Source organism: Trinickia sp. NRRL B-1857, from assembly GCF_050470685.1.
In the GTDB taxonomy this organism is placed as follows: domain Bacteria; phylum Pseudomonadota; class Gammaproteobacteria; order Burkholderiales; family Burkholderiaceae; genus Trinickia.
Genome location: NZ_JBFLUK010000011.1, coordinates 1417342 through 1433539 on the forward strand (window position 1 = coordinate 1417342; position 16198 = coordinate 1433539).

The window sequence follows — 16198 nt, forward strand, 5'->3', positions numbered from 1 at the left end:
GCGGCGAGTGGGCTAAAGCGAACCGTAGGAATGCCGGCCGCGAGCTAGGCGAGTAGCCTCTCCGTTAAGATGTCTTCGAGTTCGTCCAAATCGAACTCGCCGTTGCGGAACATTTCCAATGCTTGCACCGTGTCGTCGCCAACGGGCTGTGCGACGCGCTCTCGATGCAATGCGGCCTCGGCGCTTTCGGGCTGAGCAAGCGCCGCCACGTCCGCAACGAGATCGTTCGGCTTGTACTTGTCGCGTACCAAGCGGCTCAACGCGCCGATCGTTGGGTGATCGAGCAACTCGCGTCCCGAGAGCTTGATCTTGAAGTCGCGCTCCAACCCACGGGCGAGCCGCATTCTGACGATCGAATCGCCCCCGAGATCGTCGATCCGGCTGGCCGGATTCAGCGATTCGAGGGGAATACGCAGCGCATCCGAGAGGAATCGCAAGACCCAGCGCTCGACACCCTCGTTGCGAGGCGCGCCGTGTTCTTCGATCGATTGACCCTCGCCGATCACGGGGGCCTGCATGGAGGAAGCGGCCGAACCGGTCGACGTGCGCTTCGCGAAGCGAAACTTCATCTTCGCAAAGGGATAGGTCGGCAACGAAATTCGATGCGGATGCCGGCCCGTATAGAGCGATTGCCACGAAATCTTCGCGCCCTGCGTCCACAGGAGAACGAGCTTTTCCAGGTCTCGCTCGGCGAGCAGCGACTGCATCATCATCTCGCCCGTCCGGCCCGAAAGCAGCGTGCGAATCTTGCTTTGCTCATTCGTCTCGTCGACGTCCCCGCGATCGCGCTCCTCGCGCTGTGACGCTAGGTACTGCATCATCGCTTGCAGCAATTCATCGCGGCTTGCCACCACCCACCCCACGCGCACGTCCAACGGTTCGCGCGCCGTTTGCAGCGTATAGGCCAGATCGGCGAGGCAGATCGCCTCTTGACTGCGCACGTACGCCGAAATCTGCTCGACCACGGCATTCAGGCGCTCACGCGTCTTCGCCGAGAAAATCATGGCGACCGGACCGTCAGCGAATTCGCCCTGCGCGTGCATCGGCGCCGGAATGAATTCCTCGACAATTAGATTCGCGTAAGAGCCGCCGGCGCCGAACGAATTGATCAGGGCCCGTCTAGGCACCTCCCGCCGTACGCCATCGATCTCGATCATGGGTTGCATCCACTCCTGCAACGTCCGCTGCAAACGGAACGGCGTACCTTCGAACGTGAGATTCGGATTGAGCGTGTCAGCCTTGATCGAGGGGGCAAGCTGACGATGCCGCAGTTGAAGCACCACCTTCGTGAGTTGCGAGATTCCGGAGGCGGCCTCCGCGTGGCCGATGTTCGACTTGACCGATCCGATCGCGCACAATTGCCGATCCGTCGTGAACTTGCCGAACGCCTTATTCAGCGCCGCAATCTCGATCGGATCGCCGAGCAGCGATCCGTTGGCGGCCGCTTCCACATAGCTGATACTGCGCGCGTCGATCCCCGCTTTATCGAGCGTACGCTCGACGAGGTCGGCCTGAGCATTGAGGTTGGGGACGGCATAACCGCTCGAGCGGCCGCTATGATTCGTGGCCGACGACTTGATCACCGCGAGAATGCTGTCGCCGTCCGCCACCGCGCGCGCCAACGGCTTCAGCAGTACCGCCCCGACGCCTTCGGCGGGCAAAAAGCCGTCGGCATCGGCGAAGCTGCGGCTATCCGGATGAGAGCCGATCAGTTGCGCCTGGCTCAAGCCGACGAATTTCTTCGGGTCTATCGAGAGATTGACGCCGCCCGCGATCGCCAACTCGCACTCGCCGAGCAACAGATCCTTGCAAGCCATATGAATCGCTACCATCGACGACGAGCACATCGTATCGACGGCGATGCTGGGGCCTTCCAGACCGAAGAAATATGACGCTCGGTTGACGATCGCGCTATAAGACGAAATGGCCGCGATCGATTCCCCATGCGAGTCTTCGATTAGCGACCGGTACTGTTGGTACATTGCCCCGACGTACAGACCTACCCTGCGCCTATAACGTTCATGCAATATTTCTCGGGTATGACCTGCGTCTTCCAGCAATTCCCAAATCGTCTCCAAGAAGAGTCTTGCCTGCGGATCCATGACCTCCGCTTCGCGCGGAGAGATATTGAAGAAGAGTGGATCGAATTCATCCACGCCCTCCATGAAGCCGCCCCACTTGCAATAGGTCTTCTCGGTGTTGTCCTTGTCGTTGTCGAAGTAGTCCCGATGGTCCCAGCGTTCGGTGGGCACTTCCTCAACGCAATCGCGACCTGCGACCAGGTTCTCCCAGAACGCGGCGACATTGCGCGCCTGCGGATATCGTCCGCTCAAACCGATGATCGCGATATCCATCGACGGCGCCCGCACTGAAGCGCCTGGCTGCGCGATGCCGACAAACGGCATCGCTTGCACGGTTTCTTGCGCATCTTGCTTAAGACGTACGCCCACACCCTCGGCGACAACGCTGGGACTTTCCGCCACAGCCGAGGTCAGCCGCCCGGCCGGCACGCTAACCCCGCTCAAGTATTCAGCCAACTCGGCGATCGTTGCGTATTCGAACAAAACGGTTGGGGCCAGCGTCACACCGAGCTTGCGCTGGATCGTCTCAACGAGCCCCAGCAGATCGGAAGATTGCAGTCCCATTTCGAAATAACCGGCATCTGTCCGGATCTTACCGACAAGGACATTCAACTTGGCGGCAATTAGCTCGCACAAGATCCGCTCGATATCGGCGCGCGACAATAAGGCTCCATCGGTCTGTTCCGATGCGAACTCAATCCGCGGTGCGCTCGCGTCGGACACGGATCCGCCTCCGATCGTCGTCGAATCGCGGACGAACTTACTCCCCAAGTTTTTCAATTCCGCGACCTTTTGTCCCGTCGAACTGAAAAACTCCAGCGTCTGATATCCGATTTCATTCTTGCTACGGCGGGAGCTCAGTTGAACGCGGGCGATACATCGCTGCCCAAGCGGCGCAACGGCGCGGAACGATTCGTAATAGAGCGGCAGCAGCAACCTGGCGTCGTCATTTTTTTCAACGGAATGCCAGGCGGCGCCGGCACACACCGCACTGCCGTCGATCAACGCCGGATGAAATGACGGCACAGGGCCCGCGCCTACGCCCTGCGCCAGGCGGCAATCGACGATGACCGCGTCGCCCAGATGTCGCATGCGTCCCGCGACCTTCATCACTCCGCTATGCACCAAGCCGCGGGCGCGGCAGACCGAATAGATCGTCTCCAGATCCGTACCCGAAGCCGTATCCGCGAGCAAGTGTTCGTCCAACGCCTCGGCGAATACGAAAGCGCCGACGCGGTGCATCTCGGCGGTCAGATAGCGCCCATCTTGCGAATCGCCATGCCGATCGCCCGCGCCCTGACGCGCAACGACTACGTTCCAGCTTCCCTCGCCCGCCGCCGAGCAACGGATCGTCAACACGATCGACTCGCCGGACTTCACCACGAGAGGTTGATAGATCACCACGTTACGCAGCTCTAGCTCATCGTAGCGATGCCCATGCTTCCCGAAGAACTGGTAGAGCATGTCGATATAGGCCAAGCCGGGAAGTACTTTGCTACCTTGAACCTCATGACCAGCAACAATCGGATTTTCTGAACTGATCTTGATTCGCTTTTCCATATCTACGCTTTGCAATATTGATAGGCGCAATGTCAGAAAACAAAGTGCAGCACGAGTTGATGCGGACGACTCACGCTGTGATCACAGACATAACTAGCGTTGACACCGATGCAGCGATGAAAGCCGCGGCGCGGCTACTCGCGCGTTCCTTGCTGAAGCGGTTGGAGGGGACGTTGCGGGTGACGGGAGAACGCTTGTACCGTCACGTCAGCTTGGGTCACACCGATTTGCTGCTGGACTTGCTCCATTCAGGCGGAGCCGATCTAATTTGCGCTCCGAGGGATAACTTACTAGCTGTTAGGGCCTTGTGAATGATCCGTAATGCGTCGCTAATTTTGGTAGGGGAAACCCCGGTGGCATAGCTGTCAATTCTGGTAGGAGATCTCGTAGTGGCATAGCTGCCAATTTTGGTAGGTGAAATTTCGGCGCGTTCGCTTTTCCTCCCTGTGCTTCGCCCGCTCGAACGAAACGGGGCAATGCCCGAGCTATCGTTCGCGGCATTGTCGGCCGCTCGTGCGTCGACGCCATGGGAACGCGGACCCGATGAGCGAAAAGACCGAAAAGCCCACTCAGAAGAAACTCGACGATGCCCGCGAGAAAGGGCAAGTCGCCAAAAGCCCCGATTTGACGGAAACCGTCTGCATGCTCGGCGTGATCGGGGTGTTGATGATGGGCGAGCACATGATCGCCGATTCGTTGCGCGGCCTCGTCACCCAGACGCTCGCGTTCGTGCGCGGCGACCATTCGCTCCAGAGCATGTTGCATACGCTCTATCACTTGTTCGGCGTCGCCGTCATGATGTTGCTGCCGATCGCAGGCGCGGGCGCGCTGTCGGCGGCGGTCGGCACGGCGGCGCAGGCCGGCCTCGTCATCGCCTTCGAGCCGGTGATGCCGAAGTTTCAGGCGGTCAACCCCGGCGCCGGCCTGAAGCGCATTTTCTCGCTACGCGCCGTCATCGACGTCGGCAAGCGTCTCATCAAGCTCGCCGTCCTGCTGCCGGTCATGTGGATCTCGATCGAACACATGCTGCCGTTGCTCTCGAGCGCCGCCTATCAGCCGCTCGGTCCGTTGATGAAGGTGCTCTGGCAAGCCTTGCTCAAGCTACTCACAATCTCGTTCGTCGCCTACCTCGTCATTGGCTTTGCGGACTTCAAGATCCAAAAGTGGCTCTTCATTCGGCAAAACCGAATGTCGAAGGACGACATCAAGCGCGAACGCAAGCAGCAAGACGGCGATCCGCACGTCAAGCGCGAACGGCGCAAACGCGGTCGCGAAATGATCAACAAAGGACCGGACAAACCGGCCGTGGGCGGCGCAAGCGTCGTGCTCACCAATCCGACGCATTACGCGGTGGCCATTCGCTACCGGCCCGGCATCGATCCGCTGCCCGTCGTCGTCGCCAAGGGCGTCGATCAGCAAGCGGCGCTCGTGCGCCGCTATGCAACCGAAGCCGGCGTGCCGATCGTGGCGAATCCGCCTGTCGCGCGTGCGCTGTACCGCGTCGAATACGACGCGCCTATTCCCGAAGCGATGTTCGAAGTGGTCGCCGCGATCCTGCGCTGGGTCGATAGCGTCGGCGCGCCACGCATTGGAGCCTAATCATGTTCAAGTCGCTGCGCATCCCCGGCGCGGGAGAAATCGGTATCGCGGTGCTCGTCGTCGCGATCGTTTCGCTGATGATCTTGCCGCTCCCGCCCGAAATCATCGACGTTCTGCTTGCCTTGAACATCACGCTGAGCGTGACCCTGCTCATGGTGACGATGTACGTCGGCAGCATCGTCTCGCTATCGGCGTTTCCGTCGATGCTTCTATTCACCACGCTGTATCGGCTGTCGCTCAACATCGCGTCGACGAAGTCGATCTTGCTGCACGCCGACGCCGGCCACATCATCGAAAGTTTCGGTGAGCTCGTCGTCGGCGGCAATCTCGTGGTCGGCCTCGTCGTCTTCATCATCATTTCGACCGTGCAGTTCATCGTCATCGCCAAAGGTTCGGAGCGCGTCGCCGAGGTGGGCGCGCGCTTTACGCTCGATGCCATGCCCGGCAAGCAAATGAGCATCGACGCCGAGCTCCGCGCCAACGTGCTGTCCCCAGAGGATGCGCGCAAAAAGCGGCTGCAACTGGCGATGGAAAGCCAATTGCATGGCGGCATGGACGGGGCGATGAAGTTCGTCAAGGGCGACGCGATCGCGGGTCTCATCATCACGCTGATCAATATTCTCGGCGGTATCGCCGTGGGCGTGGCCTACCACGGGATGACCGCCGGCGACGCCGCGAATCGCTTCTCGATTCTGTCGATCGGCGATGCGATGGTTTCGCAGATTCCGTCGCTCTTCATCTCGGTCGCCGCGGGCGTCATCATTACGCGCGTGGAAGACGGCAACCACGATACCGAGCGTTCGCTGGGCACCGACATGTTCGGCCAGCTCGCGAGCAGCGCGCGTCCGCTGTTTTTCGCCGCGTTGCTGCTCCTCGGCTTCGCCGCCGTGCCCGGCTTTCCGGCGCCGCTTTTCATTTTGCTTTCGGCCGTCCTCGCCTTCACCGGCTACCGGCTCGCGAAGAAAAGCACGGGCCGCCGCACGACCGGCGCCAAAGGCGAGAGCGTCGGCGCTTTTCAACGCGCGGGCGCTAAGGGCGACGCGCCGTCCATTTTGCCGCGCGCTCCGCAATTCACGGCGCCCGTGGGCGTGCGGGTCGCGCCCGATCTCATCGTGCGGCTTTCCACCCCTCATCTCGACAAAGCCTTCGACGGCGAGCGCGCCGCGTTGCAAGACGAACTGGGCCTGCCGTTTCCCGGCATCGTGATGTGGACGGCGGAAACGCTGCCGTCGAATGCCTACGAGATCCTCGTTCACGACGTGCCCTGCTCGCGCGCGGAGCTTGCGCCAGGCAAGGTCATGCTGCCCGACGCCGCCGGCGACTCGGCGCTCGCCGCGCAATGCGAAGCGCGCGGTGCGGCCGGCGGCTTCGCGACGAGCTTTTGGATCGGCGAGAAAAGCGTTCCGTCGGGAGCGAAGTCTTGGCGCGCCGAGCAAGTCATCGCTCATGAAGCCATCACACTATTGCGTACGCGGGCTCACCAATTCCTCGGGATCCAAGAAGCGCAGTGGCTGCTCGACCAGCTCGGAGCGGACTATCCGGGCCTCGTCGCCGAAGTGACGAAGGCGCTGCCGTTGCAAAAAATTGCCGACGTATTGCGGCGGCTGCTCGAAGAGCAGGTTTCCGTGCGTAACGTCCGCGGAATCATGGAAAGTCTGATCGTTTGGGGTCCTAAGGAAAAGGACATGCTGCTGCTCGCCGAATACGTGCGCGGCGATCTCGCGCACTACATCGCCCATCGCGCGGCGGGCGGCGGGCGTACGCTCACCGCCGTCGTGCTCGACGTCCCCGTCGAGCAGCACATTCGGCAATCCATCCGGCAAACACCGACGGGCAATTTTCTCGCGCTGCCGCCCGACGAAATCAAATATTTCGTCGATAGCATCGCCGCCCATGCCGGCGACGCGCCGCGCCCGGCCACGGCCGTGGTCACGTCGATGGACATCCGCCGTTACGTCCGCCGGATGATCGAAAGCCGCCTCGGCTGGTTGCCCGTCTACTCCTACCAAGAGCTAGGCGGACACGTGGAGCTGCAAGCGCTCGGCCGCGTGACGATGTAACCCCCGCAAGCCATTTCCTCCGTCACCACCCATAGATATGGCTATCGTTCGCGGGTATGCCGTGCATGCCATCGACGAAGACGAGCTCGGCGTCGACCCATCCCTTGGCGCACAACGACGGAACGGCTTCGATTACGCGTCCCTGCTCAAGCGAAAAGGTCACGCCGCAAGCGGGGCCCCGCCGCGCCTGCCGGCCGGCAGCGCCGACACCTCGAACGACAGCGGCGCTACTGGCGAGCGCAACGGCGGCGCGTCAGGCCTCGCACAATCGCAAGACGGGGCCTCCGACAGCGAATCGGTGCGATCGCCGCAAGCCGACCAGGACGGCGGCGCCGAGCATTCCGATGGCGCGGCAACCGGCCGTGCGCCGGTATCGCCGGCCGCGGATGCCGAGCAAGGACGGAAAGCGCCGCCCGCGCAAACGGAATCGCTGACGCAGCAACTGCAACGGCATGACGCGCCGTACCTCGAAGCCCTTTCGCGCGAGCAACACACGGTTTTTTTGCTAGTCGACTACCTCGCCGCGCGTGTCGCCGATTTCTGCTCCGATCCGGCCGTCCTGGCTCAAGGACACTGGTCGATGAGCCTCACGCTCGACCCTTCGATCCTGCCCGAATGCAAGTTGTCCTTGACGCTTTCGCATTTTGACTTGGTGCTTCGGTTCGACACAGGTCATGCGAGTTCGAAGCAAATAGTCTTACATCACGGAGACGTTCTCAAGTGTCGACTCGAGGCGCTCCTGCTGCGGCACGACGCACCTCGCACGGTTCAGATCACGCTCGAATAGCGACGAGCCCGATCCGACTCATCTACGACAAGGTAAGCATGGAATTCACGTCACCGCCCTCGCCGGCCGCATCGCGCCACGGCCCGATCGTCCGGGGCGCGCAAGCACTCGCGACCCTGCCCGCGATCGACGCGCGATTGGCGCGCCTCGCGCGGCTCGCCGCCGACGAGCGGCTCGCCGCGTTACTGCATCTGAAGTTGGGCATTACGGGCCTCGCCGTAGGGACAGGCGAATCCGCGACGCTCGCGCAACCGGCTTGGATCGACCTCAGTCACGGCTTCGCGCATGCTTCGATCGCCATCGATCTAAGCCTGTATCCGGCGCTCGCGAGCGTTGCCGTCGACGACGACAGCCGCAACGCCTCGTCGGGCCGCCAAACCGACGTCATAAAGGACGATACGCGCGGAGGCGATATTGCCTTGCGTAACGCCGTTGCCGCGATCCTGCTCGCGCCGCTCACCGATCGCCTCGCCTCGCTCGGGATGCCCGACGTGCGCGTGCTCGGCGTGCGCCGCAGCCGCGAGCAAGCCGATCCGCGCACGACGCTATCGGTCGCGTTCCGCCTCGGCCAGCGCTATATCGAATGCCGCCTCGGCCGGCTCGACGACGCCTGTGTCGAAGCACTCGCGGCCGGTATCGCTCGTCAACGCATTCCATTCGCGCAGCATGCAAGCCAGATCCACGTACCGGGCCGACTCGTCGTGGGCGCGAAAACCTATCGGATCGACACGCTGCGCACGCTTCGCCCGGGCGACATTTTGCTGCGCGCCGTCGACCCCGCGCTTGCCGGCTCGCTTGCCACACCGCCGCGGGCCGCCGATCTGCGCGCGCTGTGGGGCACGCCCGGCGCCGCGCAATTGGCCGCCGGCGCACGCCTCGAAGGACACACGCTGACTTTAAAGGAGACCCCTACGATGAGCCATGAAACGCAAGACCACGACACCTCCCCCGCGAGCGGCGACGAGCCGATCGATATCGGCGAGCTGAATCTACCCGTCAAATTCGAACTCGATACCGTGCAAATGCCCGTCGTTCAGTTGTCGGCGCTGCGGCCCGGTTACGTCGTCGAGCTGCCCGTCCCGATCGTGGATGCTCGCATCCGGCTCACCTCGTACGGTCAAACGATCGGCACCGGCGAGCTCGTCACCGTCGGCGACCAGCTCGGCGTTCGCGTCCTTCAGATGATGCACGGCAATGGTTCAGTTCAGTGATTACACGGGCCTGCTCATCGCCGTCTTGGCGATGAGCATGTTGCCCTTCGTCGCGATGGTGGTGACCTCGTACGCGAAGATCGTCGTGGTCCTGAGCTTGCTGCGCAACGCGCTGGGCGTTCAGCAAGTACCGCCGAACATGGTCCTCAACGGCATTGCGATTCTCGTGTCGATCTACATCATGGCGCCCGTCGGCATGCAAGCGATGGCGAACATGCAAAACCGGCAAATGCCGAGCGAAACGTCGCAAGTGATGATCAGCGCATTCGGCGCCGCGAAAGAGCCGTTCCGCCAGTTCTTGATGAAGCATACGCACGAACGCGAAAAGCGCTTCTTCTTGCGTTCCGCCTCTGTGGTGTGGCCCAAGGCAATGGCCGCCGAACTGAAGGAGAACGACCTCATCGTGCTCGCCCCCGCGTTCACGCTGACCGAGATGACCGACGCGTTCAAGATCGGATTCTTGCTCTATATCGCCTTCATCATCGTCGACCTGGTTATCGCCAATGTTCTCATGGCGATGGGCTTGAACCAGGTTCAGCCGACCAACGTCGCGATCCCGTTCAAGCTGCTGCTGTTCGTCGTGATGGATGGCTGGTCCGCGCTGATGCACGGCCTCGTACTGACGTACCGATGAGCGGCCGCCGCCGCTTTGCACGAACCGTAGGAATCGCGCCATGGAAGTCGAAAACCTCGTTCGCCTCGCGATGCAAGCGATGCTGCTCTGTCTTTACGTCTCGTTGCCGATCGTGCTTATCGCCGCGATTACCGGCTTGTTGATCTCGTTCATTCAGGCGATCACCTCGTTGCAGGATCAAACGATCTCCTATGCGGTGAAACTCGTCGTCTCGATCGCCGCCATCGCCGTGCTTGCCCCGTGGGGCGGATCGACGATCCTGCATTTCGCCAATGAACTCGTTCAGCTCGCGGTGCCGTCATGAGCGACATTCGCTACGACAGCTTCGCTCAGCGCGAAGAGGCGATCGAACAAGCGCGCGCCGAGCAGAGCCAAACGCAGCAGCAAGCCGAACAGGCCGCAACGCAACATGCGAGCAACGATGCCGTACGTTTCAAGCGTCAGCGGCTGCTCAAGATGCGCCAAGCGGCGGCGCGCCGGCGCGCCGGCATGCAGTTGCAGGCCCGCTTCGCCGCCGCCCGCGCGAGCGCGGAACGCACACGAGGTTCACGCGCTCAAAAGTTACTGAGCGAGTTGAAGCAGCGCGGCGAATCCGAGAAGACCGAGAAGCATGGCGAGCACAAGACGCACGCGGAGCACAACGCCCACGGGGAACACAAAACCCATGAACATGCGGCTCACGGGGAACATCCGCACGAACCCGGTGCACAGCGCCGTGTGGAGCGGATGGATCGCGACGGCGGACAAGGATCGGGCCGCCAGCAGCAACAGCAGCAGGATCGACGCAACATCGTCAAGATCAAGCTGAGCAAGCGTATCTCGCCCTCGGCGATTCGAAGCGATCTACGCACGCTTGCCGATGCGAACGGCGACGAGCCGATCAAGCTCGAAACGCAAATGCGCCTCGCGTGGACACGAACCTGCCTAGGCTTCGGCGCGGCCCTGGCGCTCGATCCGAAAGCCGCCGTCACCCCCGTCATTCTCGGTTCTTCCCTCGATATGATCGCGGCCCGCTTCCGGCATACGGCATTGCGCGATGCCACGCGGCAAACGGGCTTGCTCGGCGTGAAGCACCAACTGCAAACGGTCCAGGACGAGCCGTCGTTCAAGCCGCAATCGGCGGGCGAATTGTCGGAGCGTCAGAAGGATTTGAATCTACTCGCGCCGCTATTCGTCCTTCACGGCGAGCGCCCGTCGACGCGTCCGCAACTGCGTTTGTCGGTCTGCCGCATCCGCACGTTGCTGTTCGCCACGGGCCAGGCCGTCGATCCCGCGCAAGCGCTGCGGGCCGAGCGCATGGCGCGCTCTGCGCGTGCCCAGCAACGCGACACGGAATGACCGCGAGCGCGACCAAGAGCCGCAGCCGCGCTTCGCAAAACTTTTGACCGGTTCGCATCGAGACCTACGAAACAAGCCTGCACCGATAGACTGAACATCAAGAAATCGACGAGCACGCAGCGGCAACAAGTGCACACCATCATGCGAGCGAAGAGGCAACCGAATTGAAACAACTGCGCATCTTGACCGGCGCGCATTCCGGCGCCCAAGTAAGACTGGTGCCCGGCACTTACCGGCTCGGTGCCGACGATGGCGCCGATATTTGCATCACCGATTGGACCGAAGCGAGCATTCGCATCGATCTAGACGATAAGGGCGTCGCGCGGTGGACGTTCGCGCAAGCGAGCCAACCGGTGCGCGACGTCGAAACGGACGGCGTGGAAAACGCAGCCGCACCGGCCGTTGCAGAGCCGGAGGCCACGGTGACGCTCGTGCCCGATCTCGTCCCCTTGCCGTTCGGCGAGATCGTACTGTGCATCGGCCCCGAGCAGGCGCAATGGCCGGCCGATGTCGACTTGCTGCGCATGCTGTGGGTCAAGCCGGAGGAGCCCGCCTCAACGCCACACGGGCTGCAAAACCCTCGCGCCATCGGCGTGGCTTTGGCTGGCGCCATGATCGCGGCAGTGCTCGTTGCCGGCGCGACGTTATTCGGCTCGAAGCCGCGCGACGCGCAAGCGATGCAAAGCCCCGACACATTGGCCACGCGAATCGCCAACGCGCTGCATGCGGCGGGGCTCGCGGACTTGCAAGCGGTCCCGCGCGGCAGCGCCGTCGTCGTGCAAGGAATGGTTGCGACGGCAGCCGAGGACGTCGCGGCGCGCGGCGTATTCGCCCGCGTCTCTCCCGACCAGGACAAGGTACTGCGTCAATACGACGTGGGCGAAACGGACCGGCGCAATCTCGAGGACGCACTCGCGATCGACGGCGCGCACGTGAAATATCGAGGAGCGGGCGTATTCGAGGTGGAAGGCACGGTCGGTTCGATGACGCAGTTCCACGCCGCGCTGGCCCGCGTCAAAAGCGATCTCGACACGAATATCAAGCGCATCGACGTGGCCGTGCGCGAACGCCCCGCGCCGATCGAAAGCGCGGGCGACTACACGGCGCTCATTGCGATTGGAGACGTGCGCTACGTCGAGACGCCCGATGGCGTGAAACACCTTTATCCCGGCAATGCGTCCGTGCCGGGCGAGCAGCATCGCCCGAGCGCTAAAGCACATTCGGTTCCGGATTGAGCGGAGCCGTTGATTTCAACGAAGTCGAACATCAGCGAGGTCATCACCATGTACGAAGCACTGCAAGCCGTCGCCGCCGATATGGCCGGCTTCGAAGCAACCCTGAATTCGCCGACGAGCCATGCGCGCGTCTTGCGCCTCACGTCGGCGCTCGACGACACCGTGAAGAACCTCTCGGCGAAGCTCGAAGCCGCAACCGTCGAGCGCGAGCGCGCGCATCTGCAAACGCTCCAGCGCGGCTTCGCCGCAGCCGGCCGAGTCGTGCAGCGCCTGGCCGACCTCAAGGCGCAAGCCGGCTTGGATGCGTAACGCGATCGTCTTATTTGAAGTGAAGCAGCAAAAGCAGTGAAGCAGTAAAACTGTCGTTCCCTAACCGTAATCTCTTTTCTTGGAGGCAACCATGGCAATTGGCGGATCAGCAAGTGCAGCCGGCGGCGCAATGAAATCGAGCATGAGCCAAATGATGCCGATGATGCAGCAAACGGCGCAAATGCAGATGGAAATCACGATGATGGAGTCGGTTCTGAACCTGCAACGCTCGTTGGCGTCGGCGGTAAAAAACGTCTCGACGACGCCTCAGTGATGGACGGCCTGTCGTCGGGGTGGTTCTTCTGCATCGACGTCAGGCATCTTCATCACTTCGGGCTACACGCCCGTCGGGACGAATATTCGCTCCGTTAGCCCCACCCTCGCAACGAGGGTGCGGCACTGCATGAACACCGGGAAATGGCATGAGTCTCGAACGTTACGTCGACGTGGTGCGCGAAACCTGCGCGGTGGTCGGATTGCCCGACGCCGAGCAAGTTCTGCAAACACGCACGCTCGAAGTGGAAGGCTTCGACGTTCGCATGGATCACTTCGAAAACGATCCGCAGGCGATGTATGTCAACTTCCACTACGGCACCGTCACCGCGGGCCGTACGCTCACGGTCTTTCGCCTCATGCTCGAGGCGAACCTGCTCATCTACGCGCAAGATCAAGCCCAGCTCGGGCTCGATGCCGACACCGGCGGGATGATTTTGATCTTGCGTTTGCCTCTCACGCCCGACGTCACCGGAGAGGTCATCGCCGACCTCTTTACCCACTACGCCGAACATGGACGCTATTGGCGCCAAAACGTCATCGAGTCGTCCGACGACATGTTCAACGGAATCGCCTCGGGCACCTACTACTGGTTAAAGGCTTGAACGCCCGCACCTGTTAGCGTGCATTCGCCTCGACAAATCCCACAGTTTGACAATTCACGCTTTATAAAACTATCAAAAATCCTAGGCCTTCGATTAATCGGCCTAATTTCCGTTGAATCTAAAATAATCCAAATGCTAGGCTTTCCTTCGTAGCGCTCGTTCCCACTTGAGCTTCGAACGAATAGGTGATGAAACGATGAATTTCTCCACCGCACCGAAATTGACACTAGCGCATTCGACGATTTTGGAAACGCCGCCCATCGAACTCGCGACGCTTGCCTCGACGATCGGCTACACCAGTATCGACTTACGTCTACATCCGTCGTTTCCGGGCTCGACTTACTATCCGCTCGGCACGGATTCGGTCGCCTCGCGTCAAATGGCCTCGCATCTGCGCAATGAGGGGATCGGAGTCAACAGTATCGAGTCGCTGGGAATCGGCCGAAACTTCGACACTTCGGAAGCGTTTCCGCTGCTCGAGGCGGCGTACGCGCTGGATGCGAAGAGCCTGACCGTGTTCGGCGACGATCCCGATGCCTTTCGCCTAACCGAGAACTTCGCCCGCGTCTGCGAGATGGCCTTGCCGCTTGGGTTGAACATCGCACTCCAATTCATGGCTTGGCGTCAGATCGCCTCGTTCGACGACGCGCTCGATATCGTCATGGCGGCGGGGCAATCGAACGGCTCCGTGCTCGTCGACGCATTGCACTTGTGGCGGTCGGGTGGCTGTGCACTCGACTTATGCGCGGCGCCGCCCGGTAGCATCCGCGCGGCGCAATTGTGCGACGCGGGCCCGATCGCGCCGGCGTCGATGCATGCGCGCATCACCGAAAACCGCTCGGGACGGCTGACGCCGGGCAAAGGCACGCTGCCGCTCAAAGACCTGCTGGCAGAGCTTCCGGAAGCCACCACGATTTCACTGGCGGTGCCGATGACCGGTTTCAACGACCCCGAACGACATGCGCGCAACGTATTCGAATCGACGCAACAACTGATCGAAGCGACGATGGAAGCCGTGCGGTAATGGAAGGAAAAACACTGAGCGCCGATTGCCGCTCCGCCGAACTCAATGGACGTTGGCGTAGGGAACGAGCACGACGACTCGCGTACGCGGCGGCCGCTCGCCGTCATGGGACGCAGCGCCCCCATCGGATCCTTCTATGCGCGGCGCGATGCCGCCGCTCGGCGCCGCGGCGATCAATACGGCTCTGCGCGAGGGCACATCCACCTGAACCGTGGATGGCGCACCGCCCGGCAATGCGAATTGCGCCGTCAATGCAACATGCGGAAAATCCATCGCCCCTTCCACTACCGGCGTGACGTCGAGCGACAAGCCCTCCGGCACATCGAGCAAAGAGGCGTCGCTGCCCGCCATCCCCACACCATCGTCGGCCGCGGCCACTAGCCTAGCCGCTCGCTCGTCCAATCGCACAGCCGTACCGTCGGCCGTCATGACATCGCGTTGCATCACCTTGGTTGCGCGTCCTTCCGAGACGAACTCGTTCAATTGGGCGGCAACGGCCGCCGCATCTTCGTCACTGAATGCATACCGGGCTGCCGGCGGCGTACCCGGCACGGCATAGGCATCCGGCGCCGAGCCGGCCACCGGCCGCCAATCGAACGGGAGCGCAGCCAACGCTTCGGGATCGACGTCGAACACGTAGCCCGAAATGCGCACGAGCGCCGGCCTCACATCGTAAGCGCGTGCCATTTGCGCGTCGGCCTCGAGCCGTTCCGGCCGATCGCGAATCACGATCGCGTTGTGATCGACGTCGGCTTCGATGAGCGGCAACGGTGCCTCGAATTCAAGCGGCACGCGACCGTCGGCGAACGGACGTTGCCGATTGAGCGCAAAACGCTCGCGCAATCGCGTCGCCACGCCGGGCCTAACCGACGGCGCGCCGCCGATCGTTTCTTGCCGATCGGCGGCCTGCGCCGATTGCAGCGTCACGACGCGCACGGCCGTGCGCACGCGCTCGCGTGCCTCGCGTTCCAATGCGCGCGCAGTCGACTCGACGCGTGCGACGTACGCCGGCGGCCCCGCCACGACGACCGTGCGGGTGGCTTCGTCCACTTGCGGGGCGAACCGCGCATCGCTGCCGCCCGTGCTCGACAATTGCGCGAGTACGGCGTCGGGCGTCGTGTAATTCAAGCGCATCGCCGACGTACGCCGATCCGCGTCAGGCGCCACGTGCACCGCCATGCCGTCGTAGTACCAGCTCACGCCGTAGGTCGACGACATCGTCGACAAAAATTGCTGCGGGGGCAAGTTGAAGCGGCCGGTCACGCTACCCAACACACCGGGCGCAACGTCGATTTCGACATGGGTCTGCGACGACAAGGCCGCTAATGCATCGGTCAGCGGCACGGCCTGGGCCGAGTAATCGAACCGTTCGGTTTGCCAAGGAATCGACGCGCCGCGCGCTTCGCGCGGCATGCTCCCCACGCCGATGCAAAGCAAGGCAGCGCAGGCGGATATCAGGTACGGGTTCATAGCGAGACGGCT

14 protein-coding genes are annotated in these 16198 nt (G+C 62.2%); 12 read left to right on the forward strand and 2 right to left on the reverse strand.

The window, feature by feature from the left end; all coding sequences use genetic code 11:
- Window positions 1-44: 44 nt before the first annotated feature.
- The gene (locus AB1286_RS26705) at window positions 45-3641 is read right to left on the reverse strand and encodes a beta-ketoacyl synthase N-terminal-like domain-containing protein (RefSeq protein ID WP_430366230.1); all 3597 of its coding nucleotides are present in this window, start codon (window positions 3639-3641) and stop codon (window positions 45-47) included.
- A gap of 543 nt (window positions 3642-4184) precedes the next feature.
- Between AB1286_RS26705 and sctU the strand changes: the two genes are divergently transcribed.
- The 12 genes from sctU to AB1286_RS26765 all read left to right on the forward strand — a co-directional run bounded on the left by sctU (window position 4185) and on the right by AB1286_RS26765 (window position 14716).
- A complete protein-coding gene (gene sctU / locus AB1286_RS26710; protein ID WP_430366231.1) occupies window positions 4185-5240 on the forward strand; it encodes a type III secretion system export apparatus subunit SctU in 1056 nt (351 codons plus the stop codon).
- Complete coding sequence (gene sctV, locus AB1286_RS26715; RefSeq protein ID WP_430367327.1) at window positions 5240-7300, forward strand: type III secretion system export apparatus subunit SctV; 2061 nt, start codon at window positions 5240-5242, stop codon at window positions 7298-7300. Before sctU ends, sctV begins: the two co-directional genes overlap by 1 nt.
- Before the next feature lie 37 nt (window positions 7301-7337).
- Window positions 7338-8087, forward strand: a complete 750-nt coding sequence (gene sctP, locus AB1286_RS26720) for a type III secretion system protein SctP (protein ID WP_430366232.1) — start codon at window positions 7338-7340, stop codon at window positions 8085-8087.
- A 38-nt stretch (window positions 8088-8125) separates the two neighbouring features.
- Window positions 8126-9298 carry a type III secretion system cytoplasmic ring protein SctQ gene (sctQ, locus tag AB1286_RS26725; protein ID WP_430366233.1) on the forward strand — a complete coding sequence of 391 codons (1173 nt, stop codon included), beginning with the start codon at window positions 8126-8128 and terminating at the stop codon, window positions 9296-9298.
- Window positions 9282-9932, forward strand: a complete 651-nt coding sequence (gene sctR / locus AB1286_RS26730; RefSeq protein ID WP_430366234.1) for a type III secretion system export apparatus subunit SctR — start codon at window positions 9282-9284, stop codon at window positions 9930-9932. Before sctQ ends, sctR begins: the two co-directional genes overlap by 17 nt.
- 40 nt (window positions 9933-9972) lie before the next feature.
- Window positions 9973-10236, forward strand: a complete 264-nt coding sequence (gene sctS / locus AB1286_RS26735) for a type III secretion system export apparatus subunit SctS (protein ID WP_430366235.1) — start codon at window positions 9973-9975, stop codon at window positions 10234-10236.
- Entirely contained in the window at window positions 10233-11270 is a 1038-nt protein-coding gene (locus AB1286_RS26740) for a hypothetical protein (RefSeq protein ID WP_430366236.1), read from the forward strand. The genes sctS and AB1286_RS26740 overlap by 4 nt, the downstream gene beginning before the upstream one ends.
- A 164-nt stretch (window positions 11271-11434) precedes the next feature.
- Window positions 11435-12505, forward strand: coding sequence for a type III secretion system protein (locus tag AB1286_RS26745; RefSeq protein ID WP_430366237.1), 1071 nt, complete (start codon window positions 11435-11437; stop codon window positions 12503-12505).
- Between the two features lie 9 nt (window positions 12506-12514).
- Window positions 12515-12814 carry a hypothetical protein gene (locus tag AB1286_RS26750; RefSeq protein ID WP_430366238.1) on the forward strand — a complete coding sequence of 100 codons (300 nt, stop codon included), beginning with the start codon at window positions 12515-12517 and terminating at the stop codon, window positions 12812-12814.
- Between the two features lie 142 nt (window positions 12815-12956).
- Entirely contained in the window at window positions 12957-13088 is a 132-nt protein-coding gene (locus tag AB1286_RS26755) for a hypothetical protein (RefSeq protein ID WP_430366239.1), read from the forward strand.
- Window positions 13089-13236: 148 nt separating this feature from the next.
- Window positions 13237-13692 (forward strand): molecular chaperone Tir, encoded by a 456-nt coding sequence (locus AB1286_RS26760; RefSeq protein WP_430366240.1) that lies wholly within the window; start codon window positions 13237-13239, stop codon window positions 13690-13692.
- A 196-nt stretch (window positions 13693-13888) separates the two neighbouring features.
- Window positions 13889-14716, forward strand: coding sequence for a sugar phosphate isomerase/epimerase family protein (locus AB1286_RS26765; RefSeq protein ID WP_430366241.1), 828 nt, complete (start codon window positions 13889-13891; stop codon window positions 14714-14716).
- A 42-nt stretch (window positions 14717-14758) separates the two neighbouring features.
- Here AB1286_RS26765 and AB1286_RS26770 read toward each other — a convergent pair whose 3' ends face one another.
- Window positions 14759-16186, reverse strand: coding sequence for a secretin N-terminal domain-containing protein (locus AB1286_RS26770; RefSeq protein ID WP_430366242.1), 1428 nt, complete (start codon window positions 16184-16186; stop codon window positions 14759-14761).
- Window positions 16187-16198 lie beyond the last annotated feature (12 nt).